Source organism: Balneola sp. (assembly GCA_002694685.1).
GTDB lineage: Bacteria > Bacteroidota > Rhodothermia > Balneolales > Balneolaceae > Gracilimonas.
Map to the genome: position 1 here is coordinate 113,403 of NZMW01000013.1, position 20,174 is coordinate 133,576.

General features: G+C 41.4%; 15 protein-coding genes. All 15 read left to right on the forward strand.

Translation table 11 applies throughout. The features are described from left to right. Nucleotides 1-46 precede the first annotated feature (46 nt). The 15 genes from rpsF (at nt 47) to CL667_14475 (ending at nt 20,148) form a co-directional block, all read left to right on the forward strand. Nucleotides 47-436, forward strand: coding sequence for a 30S ribosomal protein S6 (rpsF, locus tag CL667_14405; GenBank protein MAL18885.1), 390 nt, complete (start codon nt 47-49; stop codon nt 434-436). Nucleotides 437-465: 29 nt separating this feature from the next. Beyond that, nucleotides 466-717 (forward strand): 30S ribosomal protein S18, encoded by a 252-nt coding sequence (rpsR, locus tag CL667_14410; protein ID MAL18886.1) that lies wholly within the window; start codon nt 466-468, stop codon nt 715-717. Between the two features lie 18 nt (nt 718-735). Then, complete coding sequence (locus CL667_14415; GenBank protein MAL18887.1) at nt 736-1,182, forward strand: 50S ribosomal protein L9; 447 nt, start codon at nt 736-738, stop codon at nt 1,180-1,182. A gap of 178 nt (nt 1,183-1,360) precedes the next feature. Beyond that, the gene (locus CL667_14420) at nt 1,361-3,274 is read left to right on the forward strand and encodes a hypothetical protein (protein MAL18888.1); all 1,914 of its coding nucleotides are present in this window, start codon (nt 1,361-1,363) and stop codon (nt 3,272-3,274) included. Between the two features lie 130 nt (nt 3,275-3,404). After that, nucleotides 3,405-6,812 carry a hypothetical protein gene (locus tag CL667_14425; GenBank protein ID MAL18889.1) on the forward strand — a complete coding sequence of 1,136 codons (3,408 nt, stop codon included), beginning with the start codon at nt 3,405-3,407 and terminating at the stop codon, nt 6,810-6,812. A gap of 169 nt (nt 6,813-6,981) precedes the next feature. Then, the gene (locus CL667_14430) at nt 6,982-7,701 is read left to right on the forward strand and encodes a flagellar motor protein MotA (protein MAL18890.1); all 720 of its coding nucleotides are present in this window, start codon (nt 6,982-6,984) and stop codon (nt 7,699-7,701) included. 38 nt (nt 7,702-7,739) lie between these two features. After that, entirely contained in the window at nt 7,740-8,006 is a 267-nt protein-coding gene (locus tag CL667_14435) for a hypothetical protein (protein ID MAL18891.1), read from the forward strand. A 12-nt stretch (nt 8,007-8,018) separates the two neighbouring features. Then, nucleotides 8,019-8,561: a biopolymer transporter ExbD gene (locus CL667_14440; protein ID MAL18892.1), complete on the forward strand. Its 543-nt coding sequence runs from the start codon at nt 8,019-8,021 to the stop codon at nt 8,559-8,561. Between the two features lie 6 nt (nt 8,562-8,567). After that, nucleotides 8,568-9,017 (forward strand): biopolymer transporter ExbD, encoded by a 450-nt coding sequence (locus CL667_14445; GenBank protein MAL18893.1) that lies wholly within the window; start codon nt 8,568-8,570, stop codon nt 9,015-9,017. Between the two features lie 68 nt (nt 9,018-9,085). Then, nucleotides 9,086-10,120 (forward strand): thiamine-phosphate kinase, encoded by a 1,035-nt coding sequence (thiL, locus tag CL667_14450; protein MAL18894.1) that lies wholly within the window; start codon nt 9,086-9,088, stop codon nt 10,118-10,120. A gap of 126 nt (nt 10,121-10,246) precedes the next feature. Continuing rightward, entirely contained in the window at nt 10,247-12,373 is a 2,127-nt protein-coding gene (locus CL667_14455) for an AAA family ATPase (GenBank protein MAL18895.1), read from the forward strand. A 130-nt stretch (nt 12,374-12,503) separates the two neighbouring features. Beyond that, nucleotides 12,504-15,371: a TonB-dependent receptor gene (locus tag CL667_14460; protein ID MAL18896.1), complete on the forward strand. Its 2,868-nt coding sequence runs from the start codon at nt 12,504-12,506 to the stop codon at nt 15,369-15,371. Between the two features lie 41 nt (nt 15,372-15,412). Then, nucleotides 15,413-18,325 (forward strand): hypothetical protein, encoded by a 2,913-nt coding sequence (locus tag CL667_14465; protein ID MAL18897.1) that lies wholly within the window; start codon nt 15,413-15,415, stop codon nt 18,323-18,325. A 409-nt stretch (nt 18,326-18,734) separates the two neighbouring features. Next, nucleotides 18,735-19,067 carry a transcriptional regulator gene (locus tag CL667_14470; GenBank protein MAL18898.1) on the forward strand — a complete coding sequence of 111 codons (333 nt, stop codon included), beginning with the start codon at nt 18,735-18,737 and terminating at the stop codon, nt 19,065-19,067. Nucleotides 19,068-19,242: 175 nt separating this feature from the next. Then, nucleotides 19,243-20,148: an arsenite S-adenosylmethyltransferase gene (locus tag CL667_14475; protein MAL18899.1), complete on the forward strand. Its 906-nt coding sequence runs from the start codon at nt 19,243-19,245 to the stop codon at nt 20,146-20,148. Nucleotides 20,149-20,174: the final 26 nt, after the last annotated feature.

Below are 20,174 nucleotides of genomic sequence, written 5' to 3' on the forward strand. Positions count from 1 at the left end.
GGCGACTGCTTTCATCTTAGGAAGCAACCAAAGAAACATATATAAAATGAGCAAGAACTATTACGAGTTTACCTATATCATAAATCCTGTTCTCGAAGAGGATAAGTTCAAAGAAGCCGTCGATAAAGTTACCAAGCTGATCGAAAAAAACGGTGGAGAAATTGATGAAGTTGATGAGTGGGGCTTACGTCAGTTTGCATATAACATTGACAAAAAAGGCAGTGGCTATTATGTGAACATGTACTTCGATGCACCTGCTGAAGCGATCGCTTCTGTTGAGCGTCAGTTAAGAATCGATGATGATATTCTTCGGTTTATGACTCTCAAGTACGACGCTAAAATGTTGCGTCATCGCGAACTTCAAAAGAAAAATGAAGTTCCTGATGTCTTCGCAATTGAAGATGAAGACGACGATTCAGAAGAGAACGACGATTAAGTATAACACTCATACAAAGAATTTGAATTATGATTAAGAATCCATCACATCCGAAAAAAGGTCAACGTAAGGTAAAGCAATGCAAATTTACCCGTGCCGGCCTTGAGTATATTGATTACAAAGACACTGAAACACTTCAGCGTTTTACAAACGATCAGGGTAAAATCCTCCCTCGTCGTGTAACCGGCACTAGCGCAAAACATCAGCGACAATTAACTACTGCAATTAAAAGAGCTCGTTTTTTATCTCTTCTGCCGTATGTAGCTGAAAACCTTCGATAAAATAAAGTTGACAGAATTATGAAAATCATTCTTAGAGAAGACGTAGAAAAATTAGGACAATCTGGTGAAGTTGTTGATGTAAAAGACGGCTATGGAAGAAACTTCCTGATCCCAAAAGGTAAAGCTGTTATGGCAACTAAAGGTGCCGTACAAGAACTTAGCAGACTGAAAAAAGAAGCTGCTCGACAAGCTGAATTTACAGTACAAGAAGCCAAAGAATTGGCTCAGTTGCTTGAAGTTACTTCACTTACAATTCCGGTAACAACCGGTGAAGAAGACAAGATTCACGGAACAGTAACTAATGCTGATATTGCAGACGCATTAGAAGAACGTGAAATCATGGTTGACAAAAAAGACATTAGCCTTGACCAAGACGTTAAAGCTCTTGGTGAATACACAGCAACAGTTAACCTGGTTGGAGATCTAAATCCACAGGTTAAGTTCTGGGTAGTTAAAGACGAGTGATAACTGGTCGATTCAGATTTTAAATTCTGATTTCGAATAAACTGGGTTGCTACTCGTAAGAAAAGCAGCGAAGCAATCATCTAAAGGTTACCGGATTCAATATGAAACGGATAAGGTAAAGATTTGATTAGTGGTAACTGTTAACACGCACTTGGTTTATTCAATGAAATTAGGATTCATGAAATCATTTAATACAGTTTTAGTGGGGATCATCATTTTGATGTTATCCCCATTTTTTATTCAAGCACAAATTCCTGACCCTGTTAAATTCAGTGTTTCTGAATCACCGGAAGAAGTTCTCGCTGGGGATGTGTTTGAAATTAAGATTGATGCTTCAATTGAGGGTGACTGGCACCTTTATTCTATTCTCAACGCTGAAGACGCAGGTCCTTTCCCAACTGAATTCTCGGCAAAATCCAGCAATTTTGTAATTGCAGGTGATGTAGTTGAATCCGAAGCAGATATCGAATACGATCCTAACTTTGAAGCTGAACTAGGCTGGCACAGCAGCTTTGCTAGCTTTACGATCCCCGTTGCTATTAAAACTGATCAAACTGGAAAGCAAAATCTGGATATTGAAGTTTATTATCAGGTTTGTGATGACCGGGTTTGCCTTCCCCCAAAAACAAAGTCTATTATTGCTGCCGTTAACGTAATCGGCGTTTCAGATACTCCAGTAGATGCTGCAGTATCTACTGGAAGTGATGGTGCTACAGATGGATCTGCTCAGGTAAAAACATCGAATTTAGGAGGGGATGGAATCTTTTCCTTTATCTGGATAGCTATACTAGCCGGATTTGCTGCACTGTTAACGCCCTGTGTTTTTCCAATGATCCCACTTACCGTTTCCTACTTTTCTAAACAGGAAGATTCCGGGAGTGGGGCAGGTAAAGCTGTTTTATTTGGGATAGCTATTGTAGCCACGTTTACAATTCTTGGGGTGTTATTGGCTGCGTTTTTTGGGGTGTCAGGTGCTCAGAATTTCGCTTCAAATCCTTGGGTAAATTTATTTATCGCTTTTGTATTGGTTGCTTTTGCTTTCAGTTTATTGGGGATGTATGAACTTGGATTACCACATCAGTTAACCAACTGGCTGAATCGTCAGAGCAACGAGAGTTCAGGAATAGCTGGTATTCTTTTTATGGCCCTAACAATTAGTGCAGTTTCTTTTTCCTGTACGGCTCCTTTTGTAGGGGGCGTTTTTGCAGCCACAACTGGGGGTGAATGGTTCTACCCAATCATTGGGATGATTGGCTTCTCTGCAGCATTTGCTAGTCCATTTGTTATACTGGCTATTTTTCCAAAATGGATGGAATCGTTACCTAAAAGTGGTTCCTGGATGAATATCGTGAAGGTTCTTCTTGGATTTATTGAGCTCGCTGCTGCCTTTAAATTCTTATCAAACGTTGACCTGGTTTGGGAATGGGGCATTGTTTCTCGTCCACTAGCAATTGCAGCATGGATCGCGATTTTCTTATTGACCGGCTTATATTTACTCGGTTCTTATTCCCTTAAGCATGAAAAAAAGCCTGAAAGTATTTCTACCGGAAGAATGTTGCTATCAATCCCATTTTTGTTATTCAGCTTTTACCTGATTCCCGGTTTGCTGGGTTCATCTCTGGGAATTTGGGATGCTTTCCTTCCCCCAAAACAAGCAACGGATGTAAGTTTGGTCGCTTCGATTGGGACAACAGGAGGACCTGGAGCCTCAACCAGCGCTGATGATGGTTGGTCTAAAGATTTTGAAGCTTCTAAGAAAGCAGCCCTACAGTCAGGAAAACCTATCTTCGTAGATTTTACGGGTTATACCTGCACCAACTGCCGTGCCATGGAATCAAATGTATTTCCACTGGAAGAAGTGGTACAACGATTTGAACAAATGGAACTTGTAAAGTTGTACACTGATGGAGGGCCAAATGGACCTGAAAATCAGATGTTTCAGTTTGAACTAACCGGAAATGTTGCGCTCCCAACATATGCCATCGTCAATCCTGAAACGGGCAGAGTTATTACACAAAGTTTAGGCTACAGCAAGAAAGACGAATTTGTGGCGTTTCTGGACAGAGGACTACAGGCATATAATAACCGCTGATTGTTGACCCTTTCCGTGGAAAGCTTTAGCCTTAATGACTTCTTAATTAATATAGATTCCCCTGACGGCAACGGCATTTCAAAAATCCGCTTATCAAATTACACTCACGCTTTTGGTGTGCTTGTTTTGCGTGATTGCTGGTCAGGCTCAGTCCACAATCAGTCAGAAAAAGACTTTATCGCCTTTTAATCCAGACTCTTCTTACTACCTGAGTGACTGGGTGGTGCCCGAAAGTATTGAGATCATTATTGACGGTGAATCAATTTCACCCCAGAGCTGGAATTTTGAGGAGCAAACAGGTTTACTTTCTTTTAGGCGGGGTGAATTTGATCAGGTTTTGGAAGTCATAGCCAGTTTTGAGGCCTATCCATTTTCTATTCCAAGAACATTTCAACCCAACGAACCCATAGAGCTGGACTCTTCTTATTTTGAGAATCCTGATTCATTGAATCAACAACTCGAACAAGCTCGGGGACCATCGCCTTACAGTGAATCAAACCTAAGGCAGTCAGGAAGTTTAAGCCGTGGAATAATCGTAGGGTCCAATCAAGATTTTGCTTTGGAAAGTGGATTGAATTTCGAACTAAGCGGAGCCCTTACCGAGAACATTAATATTAATGCTTCTCTTACCGATCAGAGCATTCCCATTCAACCAGACGGTACCACGCAAAACCTTCGTGAATTTGATAAAGTCTTTATACAGGTCGAAGCTCCGAATACCTCGATTGAAATGGGAGATGTAGATATTAGTCTTGATCAAAGCACATTCGCCCAACTTAACCGGCGGCTTCAGGGAGCGGCGGGATATGTGAATTCTGACTATGGAGATTATACCGGAGCGGCTTCGGTGGTACGCGGCACGTTTAAATCTCTGAGTTTTAGTGGGCAAGATGGGGTGCAGGGGCCGTATCGGTTGACGGGCAGAAATGATGAACAATTTGTGATCATCCTTGCCGGAACAGAGCGGGTGTATATTAATGGTGAGCAGGTGCAGCGTGGGGCAGAAAATGAGTACATCATTGACTATGGGCTGGGTGAAGTTACTTTTACGAACAATCTGCTCATCAAAGACGAAACCCGCATTGTCATTGAATACGAATATGTTGATCAGGATTTTAATCGAACCATGGTTGCTGCTGAAGGTGGAGATTCTTTCTTAGATGGAAGATTGAAAATTGGGGCCACCGTTATTCGACAGGCTGATGGAGATGATTTGCTCTCCCAGCAAACTCTAACCGAAAGTGACATCAACTTACTTCAGGATGTAGGAGATAACCTGGAAGGAGCAGTTGTAAGCGGAGCTCGGATCGCTACAGAAGAAGAGCGGGATCAATTTTTGTTATATGCTGAAATTGATACTGTAGTTAACGGGCAGACTTATACGATCTATCAGAATCAGCCCGGATCGGAAGATGCGATTTATCGAGTTCAGTTTTCGAATGTTGGTGAAGGAGAGGGAAGCTACAGACGGTCAAGCGGACAGGTTAATGGACTTTTATATGAGTGGGTAGGTCCCGGTCTTGGAAGCTATGAACCGTTTCGGCAATTGCCAGCTCCAGAAAAACAGCAAATGGTAGCTTTGAACGGCAGTTTTGATCTCACTGAAAACATAGAAGTCTTTGGTGAGTGGGCGGCCAGTGACTTCGATGCGAACCGGTTTTCATCGCTCGATGATGGCAACAATACGGATATGGCTTATGAGTCAGGATTGAGGGTCAAAGAGGTGAAATCGTTACTTGGAGAAATTAATGTATCGGCTAGTCGGCGTTATTCCGGAAGCAGATTTCAGTTTTTTGAACGAACCCGGGATGTTGAGTTTGATCGAAAATGGAACATTACGCGAACAGCTCAAAGTAGGGAGGAGATTAATGAGGCCAAGTTGAGTATTAGTCCCACTGATCAAACAACAATTACTGGTGAATTTGGATTGGTTGAGCGCGATGGGTTCTCAGGATTGAGGCAGGCCTCAGCCTTTAGTAGTAATGAAGTTGGCGTTTTAGAAGTAGCCTATAATCAAGACTGGGTTCAAAGTGAAGATAGATTCACGAATCAGGAAGGAAACTGGTTTAGACAGAGTGGTAATGTCAGCAAGGCTTTCGATATGAATTCGGCAACAGTCACCCCATATATTGGCTTTGAGCAAGAAGATCAGGAACAGCGTAATAGTTTAACGGATTCTTTAACCCAACTTTCTCAAAAATTTTATGATGTAGGGCCGGGTGTATCCTTAGAATTTGAGTATCTAGAGTTGGACGCTTCTATAGCATATCGGGAAGAAGAAGGAGTCTTAGATAACAGCTTACAAAAAGAAGCCACGGCTTTTGAGCAGCGGTATAAAGTAAGCTACAGGCCGGGAGTTAATTTCTCTACAACCAATGAAATCCGTTACAGAGATAAGCAGTTCACGGATGCTTTTGAGGAAGAAGGAAGCAGAAACCGGCAAGGATTGCTTATTCGATCTATAACAAATTACTCAACAAAGGGTAAGTTTCTGGACGGGGAGTTTTTCTATGAAGCCAACACACAGCGGCAGGCTTTACTTCAGGAAACCTATATAGAAGTTGGACCTGAAATAGGACAGTATGTTTGGGATGATTTAAATGGAGACGGGACCCAGCAGGTGGATGAATTCTTCCTGGAAGTAAGTCCGAATGAAGGAACTTTTATACGGCAGTTTCTTCCGTCTGATGAGTTGCTCCCGGTTATTGATTTAAACGTTCGTTTATTGAATACCCTTAAACCGCTCGCAAAGCTTGGCGGCGATAGCTGGTTATCAGAAATAACCATTCAGTCAAGAATAGATATCACCGAAAACTCTACAACTCAGGATCTCAGGGATGTATATCTATTAAATGTATCTACGTTTCGAAATGATTCATCCACTGTACAGGGACGTTTGCTTTGGGAGAAAGAACTGAATCTCTTGAACGGTCTTGATAGGGCAGACTTAAGATTGGGTTATACGGAAAGCCGGAGTTTGAATCAGCGAAGCACAGAATCCATACAAAGTTATACAGACTTATGGTTTTTAAATACAGCGTATGACATAACCGATCGGATTCGGTTAAACTTTGAAACACAGAGTACCACAAACAGAAGTGAAAGCAGCCGCCTTCAAAACCGAAACTATAATATTCAAACATTGAGTTTTAAGCCCGGCATTAATGGCACTATAAATCGCTCGTGGAATGCCGGACTGGAATTCTCTTATGCTCAAAAAGAGGACCGGTTTCCTGTAGAAGATGTAACCGCTAATCTTTTAAAGATCTCAACTACTCACCGAATGTATTTATGGAGAAAGCTGCAGTCAAATGCCCGACTTGAGATTAGAAGTACAAGTGTAAATGGAAGTTCCTCATCCTATGGTAGTTATGAATTGACGGAAGGAACGGGGGAAGGAACAAATCTCATATGGTCGCTCAATAGTACATACCGAGCAAGCAATTTAATTCGGCTAAGTTTCAATTATGACGGAAGAACGGTTACAGACCGCCCTTCAGTACATACTATAAAATTAGTTGTAAGCGCAACTTTTTAATAAAAGTCATTAATAATATGTAACTTGTATCAGTGAAAGAAAAAGCGGGTAACATTACGTAAAAATGCTTTTTTATGGTTGATGTTACTTTGACATTTAGTATAAAATGAACTATTCTTTCGCTTCATTAAACTTAGCCTTTAACATTTAAACTATAAGTGGAGTAGACATGATATCGTCGATTGCTCTTTTTCTTTTACAAGCCCCTGCTGACGAAGGGTTTTTCAATGTGGTTGTAGCAAAATTTAACGAAGGTAATGATGGTGGATGGATGTGGCCTGTATTGGTTACATTGATTCTCGGTCTTGCAATCTTCTTAGAGAGAATTATTACTCTCAACCTTGCTGACATCAACACACGTAAATTTATCGTCAACGTACAAGAAGCCCTTCAAGATGGTGGTATAGAAGCTGCCGAAGAACTTTGTGCACAAACACGTGGTCCAGTTGCGTCTGTATTCCAGGCCGGACTTATGCGTTCACACGAAGGTATTGAAGCCGCTGAAAAAGCAATTTCAGCTTACGGCTCAATTGAGATGAGTTTTCTCGAAAGAGGACTTGTATGGTTGTCACTATTCATTGCAATTGCTCCACTCTTTGGATTCCTTGGTACCGTAGTAGGTATGATTGAGGCGTTTGATGATATTGAAGCTGCAGCGGATATCTCCCCAAGTATTGTAGCGGGTGGTATTAAAACTGCACTCTTGACTACAGCCGGTGGTTTGATAGCGGGTATTATTCTTCAGATTGGTTACAACTATTGTGTATCCAAAATTGACCGTTTGATTGCTGATATGGAAGAGAGTTCAATTACTCTTATTGATTCCATCATCATGTTAAACGAAGGAAAAGATTTAGTTCCTCCATCAACATCGGAATCTGACGCGTAAGCAGAATAGAATCCAAAAACAATAAAAAGGATATAACAATGGCTGCAATAAGTGTAGGACTTGCTGGATTATTGATAGGTCTGGGTCTGGTAACGATGATCGTTGCCGGAATCAGAAGCTTGACATTAGGCAAGCAAGATTTTAAGAAAATAGGCATGATGGCCGTCCCATTCGTAATCTTCGGAATCACTTTTGCTGTGTCAGGTAAGTATGCCACAGCAGGAGTAGCTACCGCTGGAATAATGATGGCTTTTATGGTGCTCACGATAGTCTTTACCGGACTACGTGGAACATTTAAGTTTTAGTAGGAGCACAATATGCTACTCAAAAAACGAAAAAGAGAAAGTGCGGAGATCAATGGATCTTCCATGGCAGATATCGCCTTTCTCTTGCTGATATTCTTTCTGGTAACAACAACGATTAACGTTGATACCGGAATTGGGTTGGTTCTTCCTCCTCCTTTAGAGGATGATGTTGAACCACCACCCATTAAGGAAAGAAACCTGATGAACATTCTTGTGAATCAGGAAGGCCGTATCGTGATGGATGAAGAATTCTATCAGCTCGGTGAAGTTAAAGCTCGACTTATCGAGTTTATCAAAAATCCGACAGCAGATCCTAATTTGGCTGAGACGCCAGATTTAGCGATCGTGTCCATTAGAACTCAACGCGAAACTCCATATAGAATTTATGTGGATATGTTGGATGAGGTGATGGGTGCTTACAAGGATTTAAGAGACGAAGCTTCAAGAGCTAACTACGGAGTCCCTTATGGTTCTCTGGAAGAAGATAGCCCTCAGCAAGAGCAAGTAAAGGATATGTATCCTAAGAAAATTTCAATAGCAGAACCCAACGAGTAATCAATCATGGCTCATTTTAAAAAGAAAAATGCAGGAAGTAAGCAGGAAGTACCAACTTCTGCCATGCCGGATGTTGTATTCATGTTGCTCTTCTTCTTTATGGTAACTACTGTATTGAGAGAAGTGACCCTTCAGGTTCGAGTTAACCTTACACAGGCTGAAAACATTGAGAAAATCGAACAGAAACGTTTGCTTTCTTATGTATACATCGGCCCTGAAAGATTACCCGGAAATCGATTGGGTGAAGATAAGGTTCAGATTGATGATGCAATTATAGAAGACATCGGAGGCATCAGAACATTAATGTATGATAAGCTCCGTGAACAGCCTAAATTAATTGTTTCCTTACGTGTTGATGAGAATTCAGAATTTGGATTACTCACAGATGTTCAGGAAGAATTAAAGCAGGCAAGTACTTTTAGGATTAACTACTCCACTCGTCGAGAACCTAATTAGAATTAATTTTTCAAAAATTAAGGCAACTGTGTTCTTTGACGCAGGTGCCTTTTTTTATTTAAACACCTCTGTTTATGTCAGATGAATTTCAGACCATACAAAGCATAGGTAGCAAAGCGCTACTTGAAAAGATTTCCAATTTTGATGCCTACAAAAATAAGAAGGTAGTTCAATCTATTGGAGATGATGCAGCTGTCATCAATGAAGAGAATGATGAACTTACGCTACTAACCAGCGACACTTATGTGGAGGGGGTAGACTTTGACCCAACCTATACTCCATTTAATCATCTTGGTTATAAGATACTTTCGGCATGTGTCAGTGATATCTACGCCATGAATGGGAAGCCTGAAGCCGTATTGGTAAATCTCGCCGTTCCGAATAGAATGTCTGTTCAAATGATCGAAGATTTGTACGGTGGCATCTACGCAGCAGGTAAAGCTCATGAAGTTGAAGTAGTTGGTGGTGATTTAAAAGCAAATCATGCCAACTTGGTTGTATCTGTCAGTGTGTATGGTAAAGTCGATGAGAAACATGTCACATACCGAAAAGGAGCTAAAGAAGGGGATGCAATATGTGTTACTGGTGATTTGGGCGGTGCTCTTGCCGGCCTGAGAATCTTGATGAGAGAAAAAAAGTTTTGGGAAGAACATGGTGATGAAACCATTCAACCAGAATTGGGCGACTATCAGTTTGTAGTTAAGAGACAGCTTGTGCCAGAGGCAAGAAAAGACCTCATTGAAACGTTGAGGGAGAAGAAAATGATTCCAACTTCAATGATAGACATAACCAAAGGGTTGGTAAATGAAATCAGTGAAGTTTCGGAGGCATCCGATTTAGGTGCCTATATCTACCAGGCAGCGCTACCTATAGCCATAGAAACAAGGCAGGTTGCTGATGAGATGCAAGAAGATGTAGATCGTTATGCATTGTTTGGCGGAGAAGACTTAGAGCTCATGTTTACTCTTTCAGAGAAAAAAGTCGAAGAATTCGTGAATCATTTTAATGACTTTGTTGTAATAGGGCGCATGGTTCCGAAAGAAGAGGGAATGAAAATGCAGACAGCAGAAGGAGACGTTGTCTCTTTTGATGATTTGTCATAAAGAAAAACGTGGCACGTTTATTGCCAAATATCAGTTCAACTAATAAAGATAATTTAACGTGGTAAGCTCATCTGAGTGTAAGGTTCGTTATATTATATTCTAAGATAATTTTATAAGCTTGTTTTAATGGCTCAGAAAGACCAGAAAAAGAAAAAATCAGTTAAGCCAGATGGCAATAAAGGCGGAAATGCGCCAAAATTCCCTACCTGGAGTATATTTGTACTATTCTTCATACTTCTACTTGCTCAGGTACTTTTCTTTTCTCCGGAAACGGGAAATCGTATTAAGTACAGCAAATTCCTTGAATATGTAGAGCAAGGCTATGTAACGGAAATTACAATTACCAACGGAGTTGATGTAACAGGTAATTATTCTGATAAGGCAATTAGTGATGGAATTATTACCAGACCTGAACAAGAGGATACTAACCTCCCATTTGCAACGGGCGAAAATCAGGAATTCAATAAGTTCAGAACAACCATGCTTCGTGGCGATGAAATTCGCCCTGTATTGGATGCTAATTCCGTTGAATATGATGTAAGGATTGAAGAAGATTGGTTTAGCGGGATTTTTGTTTGGTTGATACCTATCGCACTTCTCGTTGTTATCTGGATTTTCATTTTTAGAAAAATGAATCCAGGCCAACAGGTATTAAACATAGGTAAGAACAAGGCTTCGCTTTATGATCAGCAAAAAGAGACGAAAGTTACCTTTGAAGATGTAGCAGGACTTCAGGAAGCAAAAGCAGAAGTCGAGGAAGTGGTAGAGTTTCTAAGGAGTCCTCAGAAATTCACCAAACTTGGCGGTGTACTTCCTAAGGGTGTATTATTAGTAGGCCCCCCCGGAACAGGTAAAACGTTACTTGCTAAAGCTACAGCCGGTGAAGCCAGTGTGCCATTCTTCAGTTTAAGTGGTTCTGATTTTGTGGAAATGTTTGTTGGTGTAGGTGCTGCACGAGTTCGTGATTTATTTAAGCAAGCCAAGGAAAAAGCACCTTGTATTATTTTTATTGATGAAATTGATTCTATAGGTCGTACTCGTGGTCGTGGAATGGCTATGGGATCTAATGATGAGCGTGAGAATACACTTAATCAGTTGTTAAGTGAGATGGATGGATTCAACTCCGATAAAGGGGTTATCCTGATGGCTGCGACCAACAGACCCGATATTTTGGATTCAGCTTTATTACGTCCAGGTCGATTCGATCGCCAGATTATGATTGATAAGCCAGATCTCAACGGTCGGGTCCAAATTCTTGAAGTGCACAGTAAGAAATTAAAACTCTCCGGTGATATTGACTTAAGAGTACTTGCTTCACAAACACCTGGATTTGCAGGAGCCGATCTTGCAAACCTTTGTAATGAAGCCGCATTACTTGCTGCCCGCCGAGAGAAGAACAGTATTGAAATGGAAGACTTTCAGGATTCCATTGAAAAAGTAATTGCAGGTCTTGAGCGTAAGAATAAGCTTATCAGTCCTAATGAGCGCAAGATTGTAGCTTATCATGAAGCTGGTCATGCAATTGTAGGATGGTTCCTTGAGCACACGGATCCTGTCTTAAAAGTAAGCATTGTTCCTCGTGGACTGGCAGCTTTAGGTTACACACTTCAAACTCCATTGGAAGAGCGCTTCCTTATGACTACTGAGGAGTTGAACGATAAAATTTGTGCATTGCTTGGAGGCCGTGTTGCTGAAGAAATTATTTTTGGCAGAATTTCAACAGGCGCGCAGAATGACCTTGAGCGAATCACTAAGATGGCATTTGCTATGGTAGCTGAATACGGTATGAGTGAGAAGCTTGGGTATATTTCACTTAAAGATTCTCAGAATGCTGAAAATAGTTATGGGTTTAATAAAATATACTCAGAGCAAACCAGTGAGCAGATTGATAAGGAAGTTCGCAAGATCATCGACATGAATCGCGATCGCACTATTGAGTTGTTGAATAAGCACCGTGACGAACTCGAGAAATTAGCCGAAACACTTCTGGATAAAGAAGTACTGGATCACCACGCACTTCGTGACTTGTTAGGTGACCGACCGCATGGAAAATATCCTGAAGGAATATTTGGGAGCAAACCGGATTCAAAGAAAAACGGTGTTTCTCAAAACGGTAAAGAAGAGGCTGAAGAAAGTTCTGAAGATTCAGAACCAACAAAAGAAGCAGAAAAGAACCAAGAAACGGAGAAAAAGCCTAAGAAAGACTCCGAAAGCACATCTGATAAAAAAGAGAGTGAAGAGTCTGAGGCGTAATAGCCGGACTCTTAACACTCAGGTAATCTACAGGTAAAGAAAGGATAACTGCTGGTTAACAGTAGCGCAAAGGCTGAGAGTTAGTTTTGCATCATAGTAATGAAAGCAAAACTAAAACACATCAGCACACGTGAAAAAACACATATTATCAGCACTCGTTTGTTTTGCGCTTTCTATTTCATTTAATCTAAAAGCGCAAGAAACAGGAACCCTTACGGGAACCGTTGTAGATGCCGAATCAGGCGAAACTCTTATCGGAGTTAATGTTCTTATCGAAGGTACCCTGAAGGGTACTTCAACTGACCTTGACGGTCGGTATTCAATAAGAGGTATCGAGCCCGGTACCTACACCTTAGTGGTCAGCTATATTTCTTTTCAGAAGCAGACCATCACGGGAATTGAAATTGAAGCAGGTGAAACGGTTAAACTCGATATCACCCTTCAACCCGAAACAGAAACCCTCGAAGATGTAGTAATTACCGCTGATGCTATTTTAGATAGCGAAGCAGGGCTACTACGTCAGCGTCAGAAATCCATTTCTTTCAGCGATGCTATTTCAGCTGAAAGTATTTCAAGTTCCGGAGCAGGTAATGCGGCCGGTGCTTTGCAAAAAGTGGTGGGTGCGTCAGTAGTTGACGGAAAATACGTCTTTATCAGAGGACTAGGTGATAGGTACACAAGTACTCACCTAAACGGCTCCGAGTTACCATCCTCAGATCCAAATAGGAAATCTTTTCAGATGGATATTTTTCCATCAAATCTTCTCGAGAATATTGTAACCCTGAAGACATTCACACCTGATAAGCCCGGAAACTTTAGTGGCGGTTTGGTAGATATAGCTACAAAGGATTTTCCGGAGCAATTTTCCTTTCAGTTGTCCGCTTCTACGGGGTATAATACTCAGGCCACTTTTTCTGATTTAAGAATCGGTGATCCAAGTAGTACAGATGCCTTTGGGTTTGATGGAGGACGTCGCGAAATCCCAAAAGAAGTTCGCGACTATCTTAATAGTGGGCAAGAGATTCCAACCTTAAGAGATACAAGGAATGATCCACAAGCTGCAGAGACATTAGACCGATTGTCGAATTCATTCAACAACGAATTTCAGCCACGAGAGCAATACGGTGTAATGAATCAGAGCTACGGCTTTTCGATAGGTAACCAGGTTCCTTTTCTTGGAAACGACTTAGGTTATACGGCAAGTTTCTCCTACAGTCAGGGATATTCTGGCTATAATAATGGAGATGTTGCCCGCTATGATTTGGTAGGTAATTTTGACGATTCAGAGCAGCTGTTCCGTCGTTTGGATGTGAATGATGTTAAGGGAGAAAGAAATGTAGACTGGGGTGGTATGGCAACGGTTTCATATCGTCTTACTGATAACCATAGATTCTCAGCTCGCTTTTTAAAGACCCAAAGTGGTACAGGAGCAGGTAGATATCTCGAAGGCTTTCAGTATGACATTCCTAATGCTCTATTTCAAACCCGGGTAGTTCAATATACTGAACGTAGTTTGACCTCATTTCAGCTTAGTGGGAAAAGTTACTTTGAAAATTTCCTGAAAACAACGGTTGAGTGGAAGGCAGCTAATGCAACAAATACTCAAGATGAACCAGATCTCAGGTATTTCACCACTCAAGTAGATACTTTTGCTTCAGGAGCTATTCTTTATTCCAGTCCAACAAATAACTTTCAACGTCCAGGACGTTTCTATAGAAATCTGGAAGAGAATAATAGGAATGCCGGAGTTGATGTTACAATCCCGTTCAATTCTTTTAATGGTGTAGCGGGTAATATCAAATTTGGTGGTAACCTTGTTGATGTTGAACGTGACTTTAGGGAGCAGCGGTTTGACTTCTATACCGATACTCAAAACTTTACACTTAATGATGTGGAAGGAGATGTTGATGCATTCTTTGACTCATTAGGAATCTTAGGTTACGCTAATAACGGCCGCCCACAATTCGGTAACTACGTACAAAATGCATCTACACCAAGAAGTAACTATGATGCTACAAGAACAGTTTCTGCAGCTTACCTAATGACCGAACTACCCGTCACCGACAAGTTTAAGCTTATTGGTGGTGTTCGTGTCGAAAATGCTGATATAGAAGTAATCAGTCAGGATACTGCATTAGCAGTGGGTTCATTATCAAATACAGACTACCTCCCGTCTGTAAATGGGATATATAGTTTTACGGATAATATGAATATTCGTGTAGCCTACACTAAGACGGTTGCCAGACCTACTTTCCGTGAATTAGCTCCCTATATCACTTTCGATTTTGTTGGAGGTTTACTTTTTCAGGGTAATGAAAACCTGAAGCGTACTCTGATTACAAACTATGATTTACGCTGGGAATTATTTACAGGTCCTGGTGAAATATTGGCCGTAAGTGGATTCTATAAGGAGCTCGAAAATCCACTTGAGCGTGTGATTAGGACCGATATTGGAAATGATGCTCTTTCCATCCAAAATGTGGAGGAGGGTAGAGTATATGGTCTTGAATTTGAAGTGCGCAAGAATCTTGGGTTTTTAACTGAAGATCTTCGTCACTTCTCACTTTCTACTAATTATACACTGGTTAGATCATTTGTAGATATCCCTGAGCTTGAGTTGCTGGTAATTAGAAATGCTCGACCAGATGCTGAAGATACCCGAGACCTTCAGGGGCAATCGCCCTTCCTTTTCAATTTTGACTTGGGATATGCAAATCCTGATATCGAATTCAATTCATCTTTGAGCTACAATTTCTTTGGAGATCGACTGGGTATCGTTACTGAAGGTGCAACTCCTGATATATACGAAAGAGGTTTTGGTTCACTCAATTTAACAGCTAATAAAACTATTGCTAAAAATTTCGAACTGAGCCTTAAGGTCAGCAATATTCTTGATCCGGATATTATTCAGTCTCAGAAGTTTAATGGAGACGAATACTATTACCAACGATATCGACGTGGACGAACATTTTCTTTGGGTATCAAATACAAAATTTAGAGCAGATTTTACTTAAAACCCTAAAATAAAAACACGTACAAATGAAGAAAGCAACGCTACTAATAGCAGTCTTGATGAGTTTACCCTTCCTCGCGATGGCGCAGACTACTGTGACTGTAAGTGCAAACATTACTGATGACACAGAGTGGACCTCTGACAACGAATACGTACTTGACGGTATGATTTTCGTAACAGGAGGAGCCGATCTGTATATTGAAGCAGGGACTACAGTTCGTGGTGGTGAAGGTCAGGATCTTGATGCATCCGGTCTTGTAATTACCCGTGGTTCAAAAATATTCGCTGAAGGTACAGCGGAAAATCCAATTATATTTACAGCGGAAAATGATGCTAATTTAACCAAAGATGATGTTGGGGAGTGGGGCGGAATTGTAATTCTTGGCCGTGCTTCAACAAACAATGTGGTAGAAGCTACCATCGAAGGTGTAAACGAGATTACCAGTGACCCTGCTCTTGTTGGTTATGGTGGTACTGACGATATGGATGATTCGGGTATCCTGCGTTACGTATCTATCCGCCATACAGGTATTAACATCGGCTCTAGCTCAGGTAATGAAATTCAAGGTCTAACCCTTGGTGGCGTTGGTGCAGGAACTACTATTGAATATGTAGAGTCATTTGCCAGTGGCGATGATGGTTACGAATGGTTCGGTGGAACTGTTAATACGAAGTATTTAGTGTCTGCTTTCAATAATGATGATGCTTTTGACTGGGATCAGGGATTCCGCGGAAAAGGACAATTCTGGTTTGTAATTCAGGATAGCGATCAGGCAGGCCGTTCTGCTGAGATGGATGGTGCCGGTGGTGATGAAACAGGTACTCCATTTGCATACCCTGTGATCTCAAATGCTACTTACATTGGACCTGGTGTTTCTTCAACTCCATCCGGAGATCCAGGACAAATGCTTGAGTTTCGTGATAATACTGGTGCTCTTTATACTAACTCTGTATTCACAGACCACCCAGGTAATGCTCTTCGTGTAGAAGATGTAGATGGTGTAGATGACTTTGACTCCAGAGCACGTCTCGAAGCTGATTCTTTGAATATTACCAATAGCGTATTTTTCAGCTTTGGAACAGGAACAACATTGGCTGACATGGCAACTAATGCTTATGAAGCAGCTATGCTTACAGCAAATAATAACGTTACTATTGACCCTGAGTTAGGCGGTATTAGCCGAACTGATGATGCTGGTTTAGATCCTCGTCCAGGTAACAGCGCGGTTTTAAGTGGTGCTGATATACCAGAAGATGCTTTCTTCAGCGAGGTTTCTTACAAAGGTGCGTTTGGTGGAAATAACTGGTTAGCAGGGTGGACTGCTCTTGACCAATATGGTTATTTAAGTGAGGCAGGTACTCCTGGTTCAGTAACTGTTTCAGGAAATATCACAGAGGATACTTACTGGACAGCTAACAACGAGTACCTTCTCGATGGAATGGTATTTGTGACTGACGGAGCTGATCTTTATATCGAAGCTGGAACTACTGTACGTGGTGGAGAGGGGCAGGATCTTGACGCATCTGGTCTGGTAATTACCCGAGGTTCGAAAATCTTTGCTGAAGGTACTTCAAATAATCCTATTGTTTTCACTGCCGAGAATGATGCCAACTTAACCAAAGATGATGTTGGAGAATGGGGTGGAGTTGTAATTCTTGGCCGTGCTTCAACCAATAATGTGGTAGAAGCTACTATTGAAGGTGTAAATGAGATTTCATCAGATCCTGACTTAGTAGGTTATGGTGGTACTGACGATATGGATGACTCAGGTGTACTCCGATATGTATCTATCCGTCACTCAGGAATCAATATTGGTTCAAGCTCTGGTAACGAAATTCAAGGTTTAACCCTTGGTGGAGTTGGTGCCGGAACTACTATAGAATATATAGAATCATTTGCAAGTGGCGATGATGGATATGAGTGGTTCGGTGGAACTGTTAATACCCGATACCTGATCTCTGCATTCAATAATGATGATGCTTTTGACTGGGATCAGGGATTCCGTGGAAAAGGACAATTCTGGTTTGTTATTCAGGATAGTGACCAAGCAGGTCGTTCAGCTGAAATGGACGGTGCCGGTGGAGACGAAACAGGTACTCCGTTTGCGCATCCTGTGATTTCAAATGCTACTTACATTGGACCTGGTGTTTCTTCAACTCCATCCGGAGATCCGGGACAAATGCTTGAGTTCCGTGACAATACAGGTGCTCTTTATGCTAACTCTGTATTCACAGACCACCCGGGTAATGCTCTTCGAGTTGAAGATGTAGACGGTGTAGATGACTTTGACTCGAGAGCTCGTCTTGAAGCGGATTCATTGAATATCACCAACAGTATTTTCTACAGCTTTGGAACAGGTACAACTTTAGCTGAATTGGCTACTAATGGTTACGAAGCAACTATGCTTACCGCTAATAGCAATACTACTGTAGACCCTATGCTTAGAGGAATAAGCCGAACAACAGACGCAGGCTTGGACCCACGTCCAAATCCAAACAGTCCTGTTTATGGTACTGCAGTTGCTATGGCTGATGATTGGTTCTATACAACTAATTATGCTGGTGCATTTAATGGCACTAACTGGGCTGCAGGCTGGACTGCACTTGATGCCTACGGATTCTTAGGTGACGGTATTGTAACTGACACTGAAGAAGATCCTTCAGAAGTTCCGAATTCAATCACATTGAATCAGAACTATCCGAATCCATTCAACCCAACTACACAGATTAGCTTTACGCTGCCACAGGCACAACAAGTAACGCTGAAAGTGTATGACATGCTTGGTCGTGAAGTGGCTACGCTTGCTAACAGAGAAATGTTTTCTTCAGGCATGAGTACCCTGAACTTCAACGCAAGCAATCTTTCAAGTGGGCTGTACATCTATCGCTTAACAGCCGGTAATGTAGCAGTAACGCGTAAGATGACACTTATTAAGTAAGAACTATTTCAACTCACATATACGTCTCACATCACTGTGAGGTGTGCTGATCAGAGAGAGCTCCGAGGAATTGGGGCTCTCTTTTTTTTTGAGCACAGATTTTTGGATGATAGGATTATTCAGATTTGTACGCTTAAACAAGTCATTCCTGCGAAGGCAGGAATCTGGATTTAGTTTCAAGGCAAAAGCCAAAAAAAGAATCACCCAGATCTCCGGCATTCGCCGCGAGATGACTTCTATACTGCTAATTAATTTCAGTTAGCGCCACAACCTGATTCAAGCATCCGCTTGGACAGAACCAGGCAATATTCCCGTTTTCACCAGAATAAATCAGAAATCATTATTAAGGAAGTATTGACACTCAACAGTTAAATCCTTACCATTAATCGTATAATTACGATATAAGGTTATGGCACTAACAAAAGCACAATTATTTAAGGAAGATCAGGTAAAAGCAGCAGCTTATGCAAAAGCGCTGGCTCATCCTGCACGCATTGCAATTTTAGAAATACTCGCAAGCAGAGCTACATGTATTTGCGGCGATATTACGGATGAACTCCCTTTAGCTCAGTCCACAGTCTCTCAGCATTTGAAGGCACTGAAGTCAGCCGGTATTATCAAAGGTGAAATTGATGGAGTAAGAACCTGTTACTGCCTTGATGAGGAAAACTTGGAAGAATTGAAAAATGTGATGGGGACTCTGTTCAAGAATCTTTCTACCCAAAATTCAAATTGTTGTTAAGCGATTATAAATGATGAATTTTGAATGTTAAAATAATAAGTCATTCTGAACGATAGTGAAGAATCTTTGCCAGATAATGTTTACCAAGCAATTCTGACAAAGATGATTTGGCAGTAGCCTCAGCATGACTGGTTTAATTCAACATTCATAATCCCTAATTCAAAATTTCCCAATTATGAAAGCGACTCAAAAATCACCGGAAGAACTCAAAGAAACGGTACGTCAAAAGTATAGTCAGATTAGCGAGCAGGGCGCGGATTATAATGCCCGATCGTGTTGCGGAGCCGGGGGAGAGTCAACCAAGGTTTATAATATCATGACTGACGACTACAGCGAGCTGGAAGGCTATAGTCAGGATGCTGATTTAGGTTTGGGTTGCGGATTGCCGACTCAGTTTGCCAAAATTCAGAAAGGAGATTATGTAATTGATTTAGGATCAGGTGCCGGAAACGATTGTTTTGTTGCCCGACATGAAACAGGTGCCGAAGGAAAAGTACTGGGTATAGATTTCACTGAGCCGATGATTAAAAAGGCTCGTGAAAATGCAGAAAAGCTCGGGTTCAATAATGTAGAATTTCGTTTTGGTGATATTGAAGACATGCCCGTTTCTGAAAACGTAGCAGACGTGGTGGTGAGTAATTGTGTGCTGAACCTGGTACCTGACAAGCCCAAAGTCTTTTCCGAAATTTTCAGAGTACTAAAGCCGGGCGGACATTTCAGTATCTCGGATATTGTTTTGGAAGGAGATCTACCTGAAGCTCTTCGTGAAGATGCCGAAATGTATGCAGGTTGTGTTGCAGGGGCCATTCAGAAGCAAAACTACTTAGGCTATATAGAAGAAGCTGGTTTTGGAAACATCACCGTACAAAAAGAAAAACCGATCGAGATTCCAGAGGATATTCTGTCGCAATATCTGAACGAGGATGAAATAGCTGAATTTAATTCAGGCGGAACGGGAATTTATAGTATCACAGTCTTTGCACAGAAGGCAGGTGGAGAAGGGCAGTCATCAACCCAAAAACAAGTAAAAATGCTGGGCGACCTTGGTGCTTCTTGTGAACCCGGTTCAGGATGCTGTTAATAGCAACGAATTATCCAATCAATGAA